Origin of the sequence: Vibrio ruber DSM 16370 (assembly GCF_900163965.1) — a bacterium.
Lineage (GTDB): Bacteria > Pseudomonadota > Gammaproteobacteria > Enterobacterales > Vibrionaceae > Vibrio > Vibrio ruber.
The window spans coordinates 58,249-75,704 of the sequence record NZ_FULE01000029.1 but is presented as its reverse complement, the minus strand read 5'-3'; the positions used below and the strand labels follow the sequence as shown (position 1 = coordinate 75,704).

13 protein-coding genes are annotated in these 17,456 nt (G+C 48.7%); 3 read left to right on the top strand and 10 right to left on the bottom strand.

Annotated elements, in window-relative coordinates; translation table 11 throughout:
* The coding region (locus tag VR7878_RS10525; RefSeq protein WP_205409450.1) for a beta strand repeat-containing protein at positions 1-4,767 on the bottom strand (4,767 nt) is incomplete at its 3' end.
* Between the two features lie 438 nt (positions 4,768-5,205).
* Here VR7878_RS10525 and VR7878_RS10520 point away from each other — a divergent pair.
* From VR7878_RS10520 to VR7878_RS10510, 3 genes are all read left to right on the top strand, one after another.
* Positions 5,206-6,522 carry a TolC family outer membrane protein gene (locus VR7878_RS10520; protein ID WP_077335965.1) on the top strand — a complete coding sequence of 439 codons (1,317 nt, stop codon included), beginning with the start codon at positions 5,206-5,208 and terminating at the stop codon, positions 6,520-6,522.
* A 1-nt stretch (position 6,523) separates the two neighbouring features.
* Positions 6,524-7,156, top strand: a complete 633-nt coding sequence (locus VR7878_RS10515) for an OmpA family protein (protein WP_077335963.1) — start codon at positions 6,524-6,526, stop codon at positions 7,154-7,156.
* A 207-nt stretch (positions 7,157-7,363) separates the two neighbouring features.
* On the top strand, positions 7,364-7,939 hold the full coding sequence (locus tag VR7878_RS10510) for a nucleoside triphosphate pyrophosphohydrolase family protein (protein ID WP_077335961.1): 576 nt from the start codon (positions 7,364-7,366) through the stop codon (positions 7,937-7,939).
* Between the two features lie 244 nt (positions 7,940-8,183).
* Here the strand turns inward: VR7878_RS10510 and btuD are convergent, their stop codons facing one another.
* The 9 genes from btuD to VR7878_RS10465 form a co-directional block, all read right to left on the bottom strand.
* Entirely contained in the window at positions 8,184-8,939 is a 756-nt protein-coding gene (btuD, locus tag VR7878_RS10505; RefSeq protein WP_077335959.1) for a vitamin B12 ABC transporter ATP-binding protein BtuD, read from the bottom strand.
* A complete protein-coding gene (gene btuC / locus VR7878_RS10500; RefSeq protein ID WP_077335957.1) occupies positions 8,926-9,921 on the bottom strand; it encodes a vitamin B12 ABC transporter permease BtuC in 996 nt (331 codons plus the stop codon). Before btuC ends, btuD begins: the two co-directional genes overlap by 14 nt.
* A 148-nt stretch (positions 9,922-10,069) precedes the next feature.
* The gene (locus VR7878_RS10495; RefSeq protein ID WP_077335955.1) at positions 10,070-11,098 is read right to left on the bottom strand and encodes a succinylglutamate desuccinylase; all 1,029 of its coding nucleotides are present in this window, start codon (positions 11,096-11,098) and stop codon (positions 10,070-10,072) included.
* A gap of 216 nt (positions 11,099-11,314) precedes the next feature.
* Positions 11,315-12,103, bottom strand: a complete 789-nt coding sequence (locus VR7878_RS10490) for an adenosylcobinamide-GDP ribazoletransferase (RefSeq protein ID WP_077335953.1) — start codon at positions 12,101-12,103, stop codon at positions 11,315-11,317.
* Positions 12,097-13,131: a nicotinate-nucleotide--dimethylbenzimidazole phosphoribosyltransferase gene (gene cobT, locus VR7878_RS10485; protein WP_077335951.1), complete on the bottom strand. Its 1,035-nt coding sequence runs from the start codon at positions 13,129-13,131 to the stop codon at positions 12,097-12,099. Before cobT ends, VR7878_RS10490 begins: the two co-directional genes overlap by 7 nt.
* A gap of 170 nt (positions 13,132-13,301) precedes the next feature.
* The gene (locus VR7878_RS10480) at positions 13,302-14,321 is read right to left on the bottom strand and encodes a phage tail protein (protein WP_077335949.1); all 1,020 of its coding nucleotides are present in this window, start codon (positions 14,319-14,321) and stop codon (positions 13,302-13,304) included.
* Complete coding sequence (locus tag VR7878_RS10475) at positions 14,312-14,521, bottom strand: tail protein X (RefSeq protein ID WP_038181572.1); 210 nt, start codon at positions 14,519-14,521, stop codon at positions 14,312-14,314. Before VR7878_RS10475 ends, VR7878_RS10480 begins: the two co-directional genes overlap by 10 nt.
* Complete coding sequence (locus VR7878_RS10470; RefSeq protein WP_038181569.1) at positions 14,518-14,898, bottom strand: phage tail protein; 381 nt, start codon at positions 14,896-14,898, stop codon at positions 14,518-14,520. Before VR7878_RS10470 ends, VR7878_RS10475 begins: the two co-directional genes overlap by 4 nt.
* Positions 14,895-17,357 carry a phage tail tape measure protein gene (locus tag VR7878_RS10465; RefSeq protein WP_077335947.1) on the bottom strand — a complete coding sequence of 821 codons (2,463 nt, stop codon included), beginning with the start codon at positions 17,355-17,357 and terminating at the stop codon, positions 14,895-14,897. The genes VR7878_RS10470 and VR7878_RS10465 overlap by 4 nt, the downstream gene beginning before the upstream one ends.
* Positions 17,358-17,456 lie beyond the last annotated feature (99 nt).

Sequence of the window (17,456 nt, the reverse complement as noted above, 5' to 3'; positions counted from 1 at the left end):
GGTCAGCCCGTCCACGGTAGATTCAGTGCTGAAGGTCAGACTGGCATCCGCCGGTAAATCCACATCGGTGGCGGTCACACTACCAGTGATGGTGGCATCTTCGGTCACGGATACGGTGGCTGCCTGTGCAACCGGGGCATCATTGGTGCCAGTCACGGTGATGGTTAACGTGGTACTCGTAGTCGCGCCCTGATCGTCCGTGACGGTTACCGGCACTTCAATCACCTGCGTCTCACCTGCGCTCAGTGCGTCATAGCCGGAGGCATCAAAACTGTAAGAGCCATCGGCATTGAGGGTCAGCCCGTCCACGGTGGATTCGGTGCTGAAGGTCAGCGTCGCATCCGCCGGTAAATCCACGTCCGTGGCGGTGATACTGCCGCTCACCGTGGCATCTTCAGTGACGGTATGGGTCGCTGCCTGTGCAACCGGGGCATCGTTAGTACCGGTCACGGTGATGGTTAACGTGGTACTCGTAGTCGCGCCCTGATCGTCCGTGACGGTGACCGGCACCTCGATGACCTGCGTCTCGCCTGCGCTCAGCGCATCATAACCGGAGGCATCAAAACTATAACTGCCGTCAGCGTTCAACGTCAGCCCATCTACGGTGGATTCAGTGCTGAAGCTCAGACTGGCATCCGCCGGTAAATCCACATCCGTGGCGGTGATACTGCCGCTCACCGTGGCATCTTCAGTGACGGTATGGGTCGCTGCCTGTGCAACCGGGGCATCGTTAGTACCGGTCACGGTAATGGTCAGTGTCGTGGTTGCGGTGGCACCCTGATCGTCGGTGACGGTTACCGGCACTTCGATGACTTGGGTCTCGCCTGCGCTCAGCGCGTCATAACCGGAGGCATCAAAGCTGTAAGAGCCATCCGCATTAAGCGTTAAACCGTCCACGGTCGAGTCGGTGCTGAAGGTCAGACTGGCATCCGCCGGTAAATCCACATCGGTGGCGGTGATACTGCCGCTCACCGTGGCATCTTCGGTCACCGACGCAGTGGCTGCCTGTGCAACCGGCGCGTCATTCGTGCCGGTCACGGTAATGGTTAACGTGGTGGTTGCGGTGGCACCCTGATCATCGGTGACGGTTACCGGCACCTTGATGACCTGCGTCTCACCTGCGCTCAGCGCATCATAACCGGAGGCATCAAAACTGTAACTGCCGTCGGCATTTAGGGTTAAACCGTCCACGGTCGCGTCGGTACTGAAGGTCAGACTGGCATCCGCCGGTAAATCGACATCCGTAGCGGTCACACTACCAGTGATGGTGGCGTCTTCGGTCACCGACGCGGTAGCTGCCTGAGCAACCGGGGCGTCATTAGTGCCGGTCACGGTAATCGTCAGTGTCGTGGTCGCGGTGGCGCCTTGATCGTCCGTGACGGTTACCGGCACTTCGATGACTTGGGTCTCGCCTGCGCTCAGCGCGTCATAACCGGAGGCATCAAAGCTGTAAGAGCCATCCGCATTAAGCGTTAAACCGTCCACGGTCGAGTCGGTGCTGAAGGTCAGCGTTGCATCGTCCGGTAAATCCACATCGGTGGCGGTGATACTGCCGCTCACCGTGGCATCTTCGGTCACCGACGCAGTGGCTGCCTGTGCAACCGGGGCGTCGTTAGTACCAGTCACGGTAATGGTTAACGTGGTACTCGTAGTCGCGCCCTGATCGTCAGTGACGGTCACCGGTACTTCAATCACCTGCGTCTCACCTGCGCTCAACGCGTCATAACCGGAGGCATCAAAGCTGTAAGAGCCGTCGACATTGAGGGTTAAACCATCCACGGTAGATTCAGTGCTGAAGGTCAGACTGGCATCCGCCGGTAAATCCACATCGGTGGCGGTGATACTGCCGCTCACCGTGGCATCTTCGGTCACCGACGCGGTAGCTGCCTGAGCAACCGGGGCGTCATTCGTGCCGGTCACGGTAATGGTGAGTGTCGTGGTCGCGGTCGCGCCTTGATCGTCCGTGACGGTGACCGGCACTTCGATGACCTGTGTCTCGCCTGCGCTGAGCGCGTCATAGCCGGAGGCATCAAAGCTGTAACTGCCGTCCGCATTGAGGGTTAAACCGTCCACGGTCGAGTCTGTGCTGAAGGTCAGACTGGCATCTGCCGGTAAATCCACATCGGTGGCGGTGATATTGCCGGTCACCGTGGCATCTTCGGTCACCGACGCGGTGGCTGCCTGTGCAACCGGGGCGTCATTGGTACCGGTCACGGTAATGGTTAACGTGGTGGTTGCGGTCGCGCCCTGATCGTCTGTGACGGTCACTGGCACTTCAATCACCTGCGTCTCACCTGCGTTCAACGCGTCATAACCGGAGGCATCAAAGCTGTAAGAGCCGTCGGCATTGAGGGTTAAACCGTCCACGGTAGAGTCGGTGCTGAAGGTCAGACTGGCATCCGCCGGTAAATCGACATCGGTGGCGGTGATATTGCCGGTCACCGTGGCATCTTCGGTCACCGACGCGGTGGCTGCCTGCGCAACCGGGGCGTCATTGGTACCGGTCACGGTAATAGTTAATGTCGTGGTTGCGGTGGCGCCCTGATCGTCCGTGACGGTTACTGGTACTTCGATGATCTGTTGCTCACCTTCGCCCAGCGCGTCATAACCGGAGGCATCAAAACTGTAAGAGCCGTCAGCGTTGAGGGTTAAACCGTCCACAGTGGATTCCGTGCTGAAGGTCAGACTGGCATCCGCCGGTAAATCGACATCGGTGGCAGCGATACTGCCGGTCACCGTGGCATCTTCGGTCACGGATGCAGTCGCCGCCTGCGCAATCGGAGCATCGTTGGTCCCGGTCACGGTAATGGTCAGTGTCGTGGTCGCTGTCGCGCCCTGCTCGTCAGTGACGGTCACTGGCACCTCGATGACCTGCGTCTCGCCTGCGCTCAGTGCGTCATAACCAGAGGCATCAAAGCTGTAACTGCCGTCGGCGTTAAGCGTCAGGCCGGGAACGGTTGAGTCAGTGGTAAACACCAACGCTTGGCCGGTCGGTAAATCCACATCCGTGGCGGTAATGTTGCCGGTCACGGTGGCATCTTCAGTGACTGACGCGGTAGCTGCCTGTGCAACCGGGGCGTCATTGGTGCCGGTCACGGTCACGGTCAGTGTCGTGGTTGCAGTCGCACCGCGCTCATCGAGCACCGTCACAGGGATTTCTATGACTTGCGTCTCACCTGCCGACAAATGGTCGTAGCTGGATGCATCAAAGCGATAGCTGCCGTCGGCATTGAGCGTCAGGCCGGGAACGGTTGAATCAGTGGTAAACACCAACGCTTGACCGGCCGGTAGATCCACATCCGTGGCGGTAATGTTGCCGGTCACGGTGGCATCTTCGGTCACTGAACCTGTAGCTGCCTGTGCAACCGGCGCATCATTAGTGCCGGTCACGGTAACGGTCAGTGTCGTGGTTGCAGTCGCACCGCGCTCATCGAGCACCGTCACAGGGATTTCTATGACTTGCGTCTCACCTGCCGACAAATGATCGTAGCTGGATGCATCAAAGCGATAGCTGCCGTCGGCATTAAGCGTCAGACCGGGAACGGTTGAGTCAGTGGTAAACACCAACGCTTGACCGGCCGGTAGATCCACATCCGTGGCGGTAATATTGCCGGTCACGGTGGCATCTTCAGTGACCGACGCGGTAGCTGCCTGTGCAACCGGGGCGTCATTAGTGCCGGTCACGGTAACGGTTAGTGTCGTGGTTGCTGTGGCACCGCGCTCATCGAGCACCGTCACAGGGATTTCTATGACTTGCGTCTCACCTGCCGACAAATGGTCGTAGCTGGATGCATCAAAGCGATAGCTGCCGTCGGCATTGAGCGTCAGGCCGGGAACGGTTGAATCAGTGGTAAACACCAACGCTTGACCGGACGGTAAATCCACATCCGTGGCGGTCACACTACCGGTTATGGTGGCATCTTCGTCCACTGAGCCTGTTGCGGCCTGTACCACAGGGGCATCGTTAGTACCAACAATATTAATGACAATATTCTGAGTGGTTCCGTCACTGGCCGTTATCGTGATGGTATCACTAACTTTTTCCCCCTCACTCAGATCCTGAACACGACTTTGATCCAGTGTGTACGTCCACTGTCCATTGACGAGGCTCAAGCTTCCGTAAGTACCATCGAGAGTCGTGTCAGCAAATACAGGATTATCGTTTGGATCTGCATCACTGATACTCAGTGAACCGCTTGTCTGGACAACATCTCCGATATCACCTTCTGTAACATCACCGGTAAATGTACCGGATACAATTGGCGCAGAATCAGCAGTATTTGTGGATGCTGACGCTGATGATGATAATGTATTAAAAACATCAAGCAACGCCAGACCTTGTGTATCTGATAACGATAAGCTGGAGAAACGATAGAGACCTTGTGTACTAAAATCGGTTTGCGCGATCAATTCGTCATTAACCGCTTCAACCGTCGCACTTGTTGATAAACTTGAGCCAGCAGAAGAATTACCGGCCGCCGGAGCAAATTCTTCACCTAATTGTGTCGGGTCATTCCCTTGCTCGATCGCGGTAAGTAATTGATTGACATCATCGGTAATATCAACTTTATCGCCATTCGGTGTAACGACCTTAGCATTCAGTGCAGTATAATCATCATGATTTAAAAAATTTCCACCTTCTAAAATCACCACCCCCGGTGGAATAATTTCTCCAGGTTTAATTGTAATGACGTTTCCATCCTGATCGATGATAATTACTTGGTCTTTTGCTACATCAGGTAGAGAAATCTTTGACTCAAACCTCATAAGTGGCGCCTCTAAATCACGTATAGATCAATGGTATACTACTAAACATAACGCATAACTATCGGTTTTTAATCGATACACCTGACAGTTCTATATTGCATACATTTGCTGATTGTATATCATACAGCAGTTTAACACCATATGCGTGGCACAGATCACATTATTAAGAGGGTGTTTTTACAATAATAGCTCAGCTTTCTTATGGCGCTACTTTTTTGAAAATTGAAGACAATAGCTTTTTACTATCTCAAAAGCCCTGAAATAGTTATATACTTGTATTTCCACATATTAATGTCAGTCATATTACTGATACATTTTCAGAAAATTAGATTTACTATACTTATATTCTCATTAATGAGATCGATTTTTGCGTAGGCTGGGCGCTTGTCAGACAATATTTTATATATCTAGTGCAATTAGTCTAATAGGAGAAACTCCTTGAAAACATTCCTACTCAAAATTGCTGTTTTTTTCATTGTACTCATGAATGGTCATGTTCTTGCACAATCACTTGAGCAAGCTGTTTCTACTACACTGGCGACAAACCCTGAATTGGAAAGTTCATTTAATCAATATCAAAGTAAATTACAGAACTCGAGAGCATCTCAGGGAGCTTACCTGCCTAAAGTGGATTTAGACGCTGGGATAGGATATGAAGGGATCGAACCTGCAGCTGCAAATGCCAAAGAAGATACTGATTTAACAAGAAAAGAAGTCACTATATCTTTGACTCAATTGATTTGGGACGGCTCTTCAACCATAAATGACATGGGCAGAACCACTGCGGAAGCGGAAGCAAGTCGTTATCAATTACTCGCTGATGCGGCAGATAAAGCACTGGAAGTGACAAAATTGTATCTGGATGCAGAGCAAGCGAGTGATGTGCTGGTACTGTCTGAAGCGAATTTAAAAATACATAAGAAAATATACCGGGATATTAAGCGCAGAACAGAATCAGGACTTGGCTCTACAGCAGATGTAACCCAAGTTGAAGCTCGTGTCGCAAAAGCAGAGGCGAATCTGTTAGCGGCCCAAAACAACCTCTTCGAAACTCATTCAAAATTTAAAGAGTCTGTCGGAGAAGAACCGGTTGATCTCATTTTTCCTCAGGCCGATCAGACACAAATTCCTCACACTTTTCAGGATGCGAAAGCTCTGGCATTTCAGTCACATCCTATCCTAAAAGTGACGCAGCAAAATATTGCCGCAGCGCGTTACCAATATAAGCAAAATCAGTCCCCCTATTATCCGAGCATCTCCTTGCAAGCCAATCATAGTCTCAGAAACGATGCTGCTGGTTACCTGGGCAGTAGTAGTGAAACAACGGCTATGATACGGATGCATTATAATCTCTATAATGGCGGATCTGACCTTGCAAATGAGAAAAGTGCCGCCTATGCACTGAATAAAGCAAAAGATTTACGGGAAAAATCCTATCGGGAAGTATTAGGCGGGTTGGAATTATCCTGGCAAGCACTTGATTTTTCAAGTCAAAGACGAACTTTTCTGGCTGATCTCGTTGATTCAGTATCAAAAACGGTGATTGCATACGAAAAACAATATCAAATCGGTCAAAGAACCTTGCTTGATTTATTGAATAGTGAAAATGAACTCTTTGAGGCTCGTAAAGACTATCTTGACGCGAAATATACTGAAGTATATGCCCAATACCGCGTCATGAATTCAGTAGGAAACTTGCTTGATAGTCTGAAAATCACGGTTCCACAGGAATGGATTGCACACTCGGGTGATTAAGATGAAACTCAATTACTTACTATTTTTACTCTCATTGCCGGTTTGGTCTGCGAATATCGCAGACCAAAGTGAAGATGAATATGATTACATTGCATCTCCGGCTGTTACACAAGCTTTTGATCTTGCCGATTCCGATCATGACGGTGTGATTAATGCGCGGGATCTATGCCCCAAAACCCCCAAAAATGCCACAATAGACAATGATGGCTGTGAAACTTATCACCGAAATAAAACCCAGCGACAGCTCCGAATTTTATTTGAGAATGATTCCAGCAATATTAATTCAATCTTTCAGGCACAAATCAAACAAATGGCAAATTTTTTAGCGGATTACCCTGAAACTTCAATCGAGCTTAGAGGCTATGCCAGTTCCAGTGGAGAAACTCAGTATAACCAAGAGTTATCTAAACAACGGGCAGACAGTGTGAAAGCTCGGCTAATTGAGGAAGGGGTTTCTGCAGACAGAATCAGAATTGTGGGGTTTGGCGAATCTAACCCAGAAGCTGTCGGTCAAGATCAGATCAGTGACGCCAAAAATCGGCGTGTCTCTGCAACTGTTGTTGGCTACAAAGGCGATGTTGAGAAAAAATGGACTATTTTTTCTACACTCCCACCAAATCGGCACACCTATTAGCTTATCGGTATCGAACAAGAAAAAGTGATAATCAGTCACAACAGCAATTGCATGTTATAGGGCACTAACATGCAATTGACAAAGATGAGGTGTACCACTTTGCGGCTTGGGATGATACTCTTCGCTGATTATATTTCTTGGGCTGAGACCATCACAACGAATGGTTTAGCCTGACTTTTCGCATCAAATAGTTTTGAGATGACACCCATGTATTTATCTAAGTTAACGCCAGCAGTGTTCACACATTTATATAACGATATCGTTGAATTTCGTCGTACTTTTGATCTTCCGGTGAACCAACCAGATAGCCTCGACCAAGATGCAGATACGCTCCATACTTCATTGGCAATTGAAGAGCTCACTGAGCTTGCTGAAGCACAAGATAAAGTTGAGCAGGCAGATGCAATTGTGGATACCGTTTACGTTTTGATGGGACGGCTGGTACATCTTGGACATGACACGCCGGCACATAATCCGGGGATCAGCTATCTCATTGATCTATTGCTGAACGTCGCATCTCATCGCAACATAGATTTCATTCCTTGCTGGGATGAAGTTCATAGTTCAAATATGAGTAAGGTCTGCCGCAACCAAGCTGAGTATGATGAAACGGAATCATTTTATGCAAAGCAAGGCATCAAATTATCTCCGGTTATCAAAGGTGATTATATTATTGCTAAATGTGCAGAAGATTTTATCAGTGCAGAAAAAACGATTCGTCAGGGGAAGGTTCTTAAATCAGTGTATTATCGCCCGGCAGATCTGACAAAGCTGACTCAATAGAATAAAAAAAAGGCCACTTTGTGGAGCAAGGTGGCCAAGGAGACTATAAAAAGCCTAACAAGAACGAGAATGTATCGATCATATTAATGCGATTTATATGCCAACTTTTTATTTTATGATAACTCATTGATTTGTAATAAAATGACTTAGACCATTCTCAAATACCACTCATTTCACCCGACTCTCTGCTCTAGCATTGTGCTTGATGCACCAAAACTATTCATACACAACTCATACACAACGGCTAATCGAAAAGTAGATATGATTTACCTTGGATTTCGACTGACTGGACTTTCGTTTGAAAAACCTCTGCAATATGTTCAGGTGTCAGAACAGCTTTTGTCTCCCCCCACTGTTGCAGAATCCCCTGATTGAGTAATAGGGTTTTGTCGGCATATCGTAGTGTCCGGTTCAAATCATGGTTCGCCATAATGACCGTCAACCCCATCCCATTGATGTCATGTAATAATTCATACAGCATATACTCCTGCCCGACATCCAGTGCAGCAGCGGGCTCATCTAAAATCATCAAGCGAGCATGAGGATTGAGTGTCGGCCATACTTGTAAACAACTACCAGCCAACCTGACCCGTTGCCACTCCCCTCCGGAAATCTGGTGAATAGAACGGTGTAACTTATCCTGCAAATTTAAGCGCCTGACCAATAGTTCAATAACTTCAGATGATTGCTCGGCAGTAACAGATAAAAATGACGGAATAGAAAGTGCCAGATATTGGCAGACATCGATCGCAAACGCCGGGCGTTCCTGTTGCGATAAATAGGAGCGGAGCTGAGCTAATTCAGGCAGAGTAAGACGTGTCAGATCAGTTCCCCCCAGCTGGACACGACCCTGATGAGAAATCATGCCAGCCAAAGCGGCTAATAAGGTGCTTTTTCCACTACCATTCGGGCCGACAACATGAATCAATTCGCCTTGAGCACCATCAAAACCCAAAGGCAGCAAGCGCGTACCAACACAGAGATCTTTAACGTGAATCATGATTTTTCAATAGCATCCATACAAATACTGGTGCGCCGATCGTTGTTGTCACAACACCTAAAGGTAACTCTGCAGCATCAAGAGCCGTCCGGGAAATTAAATCCGCGAAGACCAGTAACAGTGCCCCGGCAACTGCTGAAAGCGGCAAGAGATAACGATTCTCGGTTCCAAAAGCCAGACGTAACAAGTGTGGCACCACCAGCCCGACAAAACCGATAATGCCACCTAAAGCCACCGATGCGCCGACCAACACAGCCACAGCAACGACCAGTTTCCAGCGCACACGATGAACATCAATCCCGAGCTGCTTAGCGTGCATCTCCCCCATCATCAATCGATCCAGTACACGTCCTTGTCCAATCAGCCATATCAAAACTGGTAATATCAACAATGAAAGCAAATGATAGGACCAATCAATCCCACCAATACTCCCCATTAACCAGTACATTAACTGTCTTAAACTCAAATCCGTACTAAAATAAAACGCCCAAGTCACCACTGACCGAGTCAGAATTCCCAGCGCAACACCGACCAACAATAGTCGAATTGTCGTCAACTTCATACTTCGGGCTATGCTGACTAAGATAACCGTAAAAACCATAGCACCAACAATGGCACCCAACATAAAAACCAATGGTGTGGCCGCAAACGGAAAGAAAAACAGAATAACCACCATCGCCACACTGGCACCACCCGAGACACCGATAATTCCCGGCTCAGCCAGAACATTACCCAGTAACACTTGCAATGTTGCTCCGGATACCGCCAAACATGCACCAATAACCATCGCAGCAATCAACCGGGGTAAACGCAGATCTAAAATCAATTGCTGCTCAAAGCCAGTCATCTCACGCCACGGTGCAATAAAAACCTCTCCGGCAAAAGTGTAAACGGCACTAGAAACCAGTAGCAGCGCCCCCATCGTGATCATTGCACGATACCAACGCTTCCTTTTTTCAAAAAGAAGTTGAGTAAAATTCATGAATACCAAATCAGAGAAATCAGATGGGCTAACCTTAACGTTTCACCCGCGAAATAGAAAGAGGTCATGCCCATGATTACTCCTATCCGGCAGACCTCTGCTTTGAATCATAATTCGAGGGTGACAAACACCATCGTATCAACAGCCCCTAATCATAAACCAGTTGATTCTGCTCATACCTTACGGTTACCGGACAGACCATTAATAGCGCAGGCTCACCGATAGGAACATGTTTGTCGGGAAACAGAATCGCTTCTCCTTCGTTTTTTGCCATCAATGGTTTATCACCATCATTCCCGAACACTTCTCCATGCATGAACGCAGTAAAGTTTTTAACATCATCTGCAAAAATAAAATCAAAATCTTCATTGAGGCGCACAATGGTCCGACTCACCCGATAAAATTTTATTTTTCTTGGCAAGTGCTCATTTATTTCTCGGGCACACAAATCACGGAGCGTAATATCAAATGCATTAAAGCCCTCTAACGGGCTTTGCCCTAACCGGGATGATTGACCCAGTTCAATCGCTAAAGAACGCGCCGAATAACAATCTGCGGTATACCAACTAAAAGAGCTAGAGGGAGCATTGGCTAAAACCATTGCGTCAAGATGGGCTAATTCAGCAAAATGAATCAGTTCTTTCGGCCGGACAGGGTGACGAACTTTTGGACTGATTGCGAACGAATGATAGAGGGAGGGATTTAGTGTGCTATGTAAATCAAAATGCCAGCGTTGATCACTGGGGGTGTCTTTCCAGAATGACTTGAGGAGAACTTTCAAATTATCTGCGATCACTAATTCTTGTGAAGGCTCTCTCGGTTTATCATCAAATAAACGCTCCAGATTCTCATCAAAAAACCGCGTGTGATGCTTGAGTGCTTCTAAATGAGCAATGATAAACAGACAATGTTCTCGTACTGGCTGAAATCCGCTGTCAATATCAGAAACAATCCGGTTCACTAATTCAACCGGCCCGGCATCTTTTCCGTGAATCGCACACGAAACGACGATATGCTGTGTTTGCTCATCGATGTGTGGTGGAATCACTTCCAGAATCCCCGGGCCATGTAGTTTTAACAACACACCATCATCTGTTGTATATTCACTCGATAAAAGAGCACCATCACTATATAAACTGTCAATCAGAAATGACTGACGAAAAAGTGAATTGCTCATGTGTTACTCCTTCAACCGATAGAACAGCAATGTTAAGGCCTGCCTAACCGCAGTGCCCAAGTGATTCGACAAAGCGCAATTTTATCATTAAGTTGCAGAAAAGCATTGCGTGATTATTCACAATGTGACGCCAATGCTTTTTACATCGCATCAGACAATCACCATCCACGGCTCTGACATCACCCTATCCATCATCATCCCCGTCGAGATTTATATTTAAAGATACGTAATCTGAGGAATCATGGTCGCTGCCAGAATCAGATAGATCGTCAATTCGATGATCTGCTGAACGCCCCCCAGACAATCCCCGGTAAAGCCACCAATGCGGCGAAGTAACCACCGCTTTAAAGCAAACCGGAGTAAGCAACAAACACATCCAATCATCAACAGCGTAGATAAATCTAACCCAATACAGGGAATTATACCGAAAAACAGTAGGACTCCTAACTCCCGGGTCGTCTGACGACTGGCTAGCGGCTTACTTTTACTGGTCTGGGCATCCGATACGTAAGGCATATCATAGATAAGAGAAGCAGCAACTGCACGGCTGAGTCCATACCCAATCAACAAAAGTTGTAACATAGAGGTCTGCATTGCCAGAGAAGAGAGCACACTATACTTAACAAGTAACGCCATCATTAACGCTGAAGCACCATAAGTCCCTATTCGGCTATCTTTCATAATTGCCAGACGTCGTTCCGTTGTCATCCCGCCGCCAATTCCATCAGCCATATCGGTCAAACCATCCTCGTGAAACGCCCCTGTCAACAGTAAGCTACACACCATCATCAGGAGAATACTTAGATGTTCCGGCAGCACCAACGCACAGAGGCTGTAAACACCATAGCAAATCAATCCGAGCAACAAGCCGACTAACGAGAAATAGCGGCCGGACTGATTCATCCGTTCAGTCGAATAAGGCACCGATGCTGGCACAGGAATCCGAGTGAAAAAACTCAATGACAATAGAAACAGTTCAATCTGGTAGGTAACCCGACTTAACATGTCACTTCGACTCCGGCTTCCGCAAAACTGGCCATGGTATTATAAAATTCAGCCGCAGCACGGATGAGCGGCACAGCGAGTACCGCGCCCGTCCCCTCACCCAAACGCAGATCAAGATCCAGCAGCGGATTGGCTCCTAAGATTTCTAACGCGCGCTGATGTCCCGGTTCTTGTGAATGATGGGCAAAAATCATCAGTTCACGACACGCAGGTTGTAGCTGTGTAGCGACCAAAGCAGCAACAGTGACAATAAAACCATCAACGAGAATTGGCACCTGTTGCTCAGCGGCCGCTAAAAAAGCCCCGACCATCTGGACAATTTCAAACCCACCGACTTGAGCAAGGATTTCTTTGGGCGCTTGTCCTTTGGCTCGATGCACACCGGCTGTCACCAACGCTACTTTTTTCCGATACTGTTCCTGTGAGATGCCAGTTCCCAGACCAACACAAGATTCAATGTCACCCGCCGATAATGCCGCTAAAATTGCCGCTGCACTGCTGGTATTGCCAATTCCCATTTCACCGAACATAACCAAGTTCGATCCATTGTGAATCGTCTCTAAGGCAATTTTTCGCCCTAACTCAATCCCTTGTTCCACCTGCGCCATCGTCATAGCGGGTTCTTTTGCCAAGTTTCCCGTCCGCTCGCCAAGGCGTTGTACAATCAATTGCGGTGAATCAGATTCAACCGGAATTAAAATTCCCGCGTCGATCACTTTCAGTTCAACCTGATTGGCTCGGCAAAAACAGTTCACCCCTGCACCACCGGCAAGAAAATTGAGAACCATCTGCTGTGTCACAGCACTGGGTGCGATGCTCACCCCTTCATCAGCAATGCCGTGATCACCGGCAAACACCAGCACGGTCGGTTGATTAATCCGGATTTGCGCAACCGGTTGAGTCAGTCCCTGACTCTGAATCAATGCGAGTTGATGTGCCACTGCCTCTAATTTACCTAAAGCCCCAAGCGGTTTAGTTTTCTGGTCAATTCGGTTTTGAATCACATCACTCAGACTGGTATCCAACATTTCTCATCCTCTTATAGCACGCAACAGCAGCAAATTTTCATCATACCTCAATGCATTCAAGTCTAACCGGAATCTAAGGTTTCGGCTATGTTACTGTTTTTTCGGACAGAAGATGTGACGAGCGCACAGAAATATCAACGACCAAGCGAACAATGATCATCAAAGAGTCGTCATTGAGTCTTTCTTGCCGGTCGTGTCGCTGTCACAGAACAGCGATAACCACCGGAACTATCACCGCGGGCGGTCACTTGATCAATCGACCACCGGCCAACCATTTCCGGAGGAAACGATGTGTTGAGTTCAAGAATACCCTCTGCAACCAAATACGGGTCACCGGGCAAATCCATTCTGATACTGTCTTTTTCACGCTTGATTTTCTGCAGTTCTTCATTACATGCCTGTTGCGCTGTAGATGAAGCTTCATAAACCTGTTGCAACATCAAAAAAGGGGCTTCTCCGGAAGTGACTTCATATTCCAGTCCGGTAGAACCCTCAACCCATTTCGCTTTGACACCCAAAAAATTTCTTCGGCTCGCTAATTCGAGCTGGCAATTGATAAACCGTCTGAAATCTGAGGGATCATTATTATCGGAGACATCTACCGTCACTGACGGGACATCTTGCCCCGTGATAGTTTTAATCTGTCCTTTTTCAGCCAGTACATACAATCCATCGACAGGTTTAGCAATTCCGTCATGGCACTTTGCCAGGCGGACTAAGAAAGCGCTATCCGTTTCGTTCATCTGATCGATATGTTTAAACCACACCGTTTCAAATTTAGAAGCCACTCGCGGACTAAAACCATGAGATGTCACCAGTTGACGGAAGATCTCAGCCAGCGATATTTCAGTAAACGTCCGCGTATGGCGCTCTTTAAATCCGGTGTTGTCTTGAGCCTGAAACGGCGCAGCGGTCGCCACAATCGTGACTGTCGGAGGAAAAAGTTTGGGTGAAATACGGGTAATCACATACTTTCCCTTATGGACGAGCCGATCATCATACCCTTCAGAAAATACCAATTCGGCACCTTCTTTCGGGAGCCCGGTCTGTCCTGCCGTATCAATATGTAATGTAATCTGATCCGACTGAGCCGCAGAAACATCAATCCGTTCCCATGAGGTCAGCCGTGAATTGATAATTTGCTCCCCGGGCCCACTGATTCGGACCCGCGGCATGATTCCTAATCCCATATGTTCATCACCCTCGTCGGCACTGGTTCAGGAAGTATCGGCAACTTGATTTCGACACCTGCCGGTAGCACTGGCCCGTAAAGTGCCAGACCGGGATTGACCATATAAAGCGCCTCTTCCGCTTCATCATCATCCCGCCCCAGTGACAGCCATAATAATTGCGGCACTAAGTCTCCGTCACGACTAACCACGGTTCTCATTCTGCATATTCCTCTAATTCAATGGAGAAACCCACCACAAAGGCAGTCCCGTCATCGATAATCCGATCTTGTTTTTCTTGCAGTTGTTTGATGACCCATCGCCCCATGGTCTGCCCGTATCCGTCTGACAGCACTAAAGGTTTTCGCTGCGCCTGTAACTGTCTCAGCGCCTTCATATTGTTCATGCCTTCGCCACGAAACCAGGTGCCATTGATGCTGATTTTCTCCAAACTCTGCCCCATATTCTGACTGATGGGTTTCTGACCATAACGAGGGACAGAAACCCATCCCCCATCGCTGGTGCGCTGCAAACTTTCATACGGTGTTTGTTCACTCAATGAGAACACAAAGCCACCTAATGACATCATTTTTCTCATGTATTGCTCCTGTCTAAAAGACTGGCATCTGCCCGGGTTGCAACATCATTATTCCCCATCAGGATCGGGCTCAGCTCAGCTTTCATCCGCTCTAATAGCTGCTGACTAACCCCTTGGTCATAGGTTGGATTACCGGACGGAGTGATATGAATAACGGGGGCAAAATTAATTTGTTGTTGGGTAGATTTTTCGAGCTTTTTACTCTGCTCGGCAACCGTTGCAGGGGCTGCTTTATCGGTTTTATCTTCACCAAACCAAGAGACGACCTGATCACTCAACATCCCCCCCAACATGCCGCCAAGAGATAAAAAGGATGCGCCTTTCATCGCGATTCCACCGAGGGATTTCAGCGAAATACCGCGCTGTTTTTTGAGCGGATCTTGCTTCGAAGCATGTTTCTTCGAAGAATTCGGTTTCGAAGAATTTCGCTGGGACGGATCCTGTTTGTCGTTGCTCTCATCACTCGCACCAAACAGTGAACCGACCGTATCGCCAAGCCAACGCCCTACTTCACTGCCGCCTAACCCGCCCACGACAGAACCAATGAGACCACCGACAGCCGTACCAAGAATGGGAACCACAGAGCCAATTGCAGCTCCGGCCATCGCACCGGAAGCCGCACCGCCCATTCCCCCGAGCAGATCACCGGCCTTCCCTGCTATCTTTTTAGGATTGCCCTTGGCGATCGCAGAAACCAGCTCGACCCCGTTGAGAGCCATATCCAGAGGGCGGAATAACTTCCTCCCAAGGCCTTTAAATACAGCACCGGCTTTAGGCATCAAACTTGAAATACCCGACTTTAGTTTCACACCACTAAACATCTTCCCGGCAGTCCGGGCGCTGAATAATCTCTTACCAATACCATTGCCTTTAGCTACAGCACCGGCTTTGGGCATCAAACTTGAGATGCCCGACTTTAGTTTTGCACCCTTAAATACATTGCCGACAACACGGGGAAAGCGAGTGAGCAACTGACCGAACCGCGCAGATTTACGACGGAAGCTACCGGCAAAACGACGCCGGAACCGTGAACGCTTCCGAGGATTTTTTTTACGCTTGCGGCGAGATTCACGATCATCGCCATATCCAGCATCACTGCCCTGTTGCGACCCAAGCGCATTCAACTCCCGATTCAGTCGGGCTAGCTGACGCGTAGCGCGCCGGGCGGCTTGCCGGGTTCTGTCCAATCCACCGGCAAATAAATTACGTTCGGGATTGAGACGATCTTTACCTCCGCCCTTCATCCCGCGGAAAAAATTAACAACCGTCGATCCGACTTTGAGTAACGGAATCGCAGCCGCAGTCACAGCCAGTAAACCCGTGGCAAGTTTAGGGTTCGTTTGGGCGAATGCACTCATACTATCGACCACAGTGAGCAACGGTGGCAGCATCGTCTCCACAACCGGTAATAACCCCTCACCCAACGTGATGCTTATCTGTTCGAAACGCGCACTGAGTTGCGCCAACTTATAAGCAGAGGTATTGGATACCGTCTTGTAGTCACTGCCGATACTATTCGAATAGTTGCTTTTCTCAGCCGTGAGCTTCGATGCGGCAATGAAACCTTTATTATTCTGATCTAAATTATCGACGAGCTTTAAAATCGCGGCTGTGGATTTATCACCAAACAGGTCAGAAACAACCCCTTGGCGTTTTTCTGCCGAAACATTTTTTAAACGCTGGAAAACATCAATCAATGTTCCCTGAGCATCCGTTTGCATTCGGTGAGCCAAATCAGCAGGCTCAATATCCAGCGTCTTCATCGCGGCTTGCTGTTGCACTTTGTCAGCTTTTCCAGCGGTGAGTGTCCCAAGAATACTGTGGATAGCTTCACCGGCCTGTTTTTCACTGGCACCACCAGCCAGCAGGCTGGCGGATAATGCCGCTGTTTGCTGAACATTCAATCCGGCATTGAGGCCGGTATCTCCCTGTTCAGACACAACTGCAGCCACCGATTTCGCCTTAACCCCCATACTATGACTCAAGGCATTTGTTGCATTCGCCAACCCGACAGCTTGCTGCTGAGAGAGCTGCATCGAAGTGCGCCAACGGGCCAGTGTCTCAGTTGCTTCTCTTGCCGATACATTCCATACGACAGCGACTTTTGAGACGGATTCAGCAAATGACAACAGTTGTTCTTTTCCAATGCCGGATTGGGCTCCATCACTGACAATCTGGTTAATATTTGCCTGTTTTACTCCCAGCTGACCAGCCAAATGCTGCATTTTACCCTGATACTGATTGGCTTCTTGGTCACTGGCAAAGTGCACTGATTTTTTAACATCAGCAAATGAACGTTCATAGGTAACTGCTTGTTTGAGCGGTTTCAAGATCGGTGTGACAGCACTCACCACCTCCGCCTTCACATCCCCGGCCGACGGTAATTTATCGACGAGGTTTTCCATTGTTTTCTGACGGGGAATCACCGTCACTTGAGTCGTTATTGTCGAATCAGCCATGACTTATCTCTTCTCTATCCCCAGTTTTGCCGCAGCTAAGTAGTAACGGCGCAAAGCATCATCAATACGCCACTCCATGATCTCCTTTGGGGATACGTG

Coding starts and splice junctions, on each gene's coding strand:
- VR7878_RS10515 (WP_077335963.1), top strand. CDS start 6,524: ATGAAACTCAATTACTTACTATTTTTACTCTCATTGCCGGTTTGGTCT.
- VR7878_RS10510 (WP_077335961.1), top strand. CDS start 7,364: ATGTATTTATCTAAGTTAACGCCAGCAGTGTTCACACATTTATATAAC.
- btuD (WP_077335959.1), bottom strand. CDS start 8,939: ATGATTCACGTTAAAGATCTCTGTGTTGGTACGCGCTTGCTGCCTTTG.
- btuC (WP_077335957.1), bottom strand. CDS start 9,921: ATGAATTTTACTCAACTTCTTTTTGAAAAAAGGAAGCGTTGGTATCGT.
- VR7878_RS10495 (WP_077335955.1), bottom strand. CDS start 11,098: ATGAGCAATTCACTTTTTCGTCAGTCATTTCTGATTGACAGTTTATAT.
- VR7878_RS10490 (WP_077335953.1), bottom strand. CDS start 12,103: ATGTTAAGTCGGGTTACCTACCAGATTGAACTGTTTCTATTGTCATTG.
- cobT (WP_077335951.1), bottom strand. CDS start 13,131: ATGTTGGATACCAGTCTGAGTGATGTGATTCAAAACCGAATTGACCAG.
- VR7878_RS10480 (WP_077335949.1), bottom strand. CDS start 14,321: ATGGGATTAGGAATCATGCCGCGGGTCCGAATCAGTGGGCCCGGGGAG.
- VR7878_RS10475 (WP_038181572.1), bottom strand. CDS start 14,521: ATGAGAACCGTGGTTAGTCGTGACGGAGACTTAGTGCCGCAATTATTA.
- VR7878_RS10470 (WP_038181569.1), bottom strand. CDS start 14,898: ATGAGAAAAATGATGTCATTAGGTGGCTTTGTGTTCTCATTGAGTGAA.
- VR7878_RS10465 (WP_077335947.1), bottom strand. CDS start 17,357: ATGGCTGATTCGACAATAACGACTCAAGTGACGGTGATTCCCCGTCAG.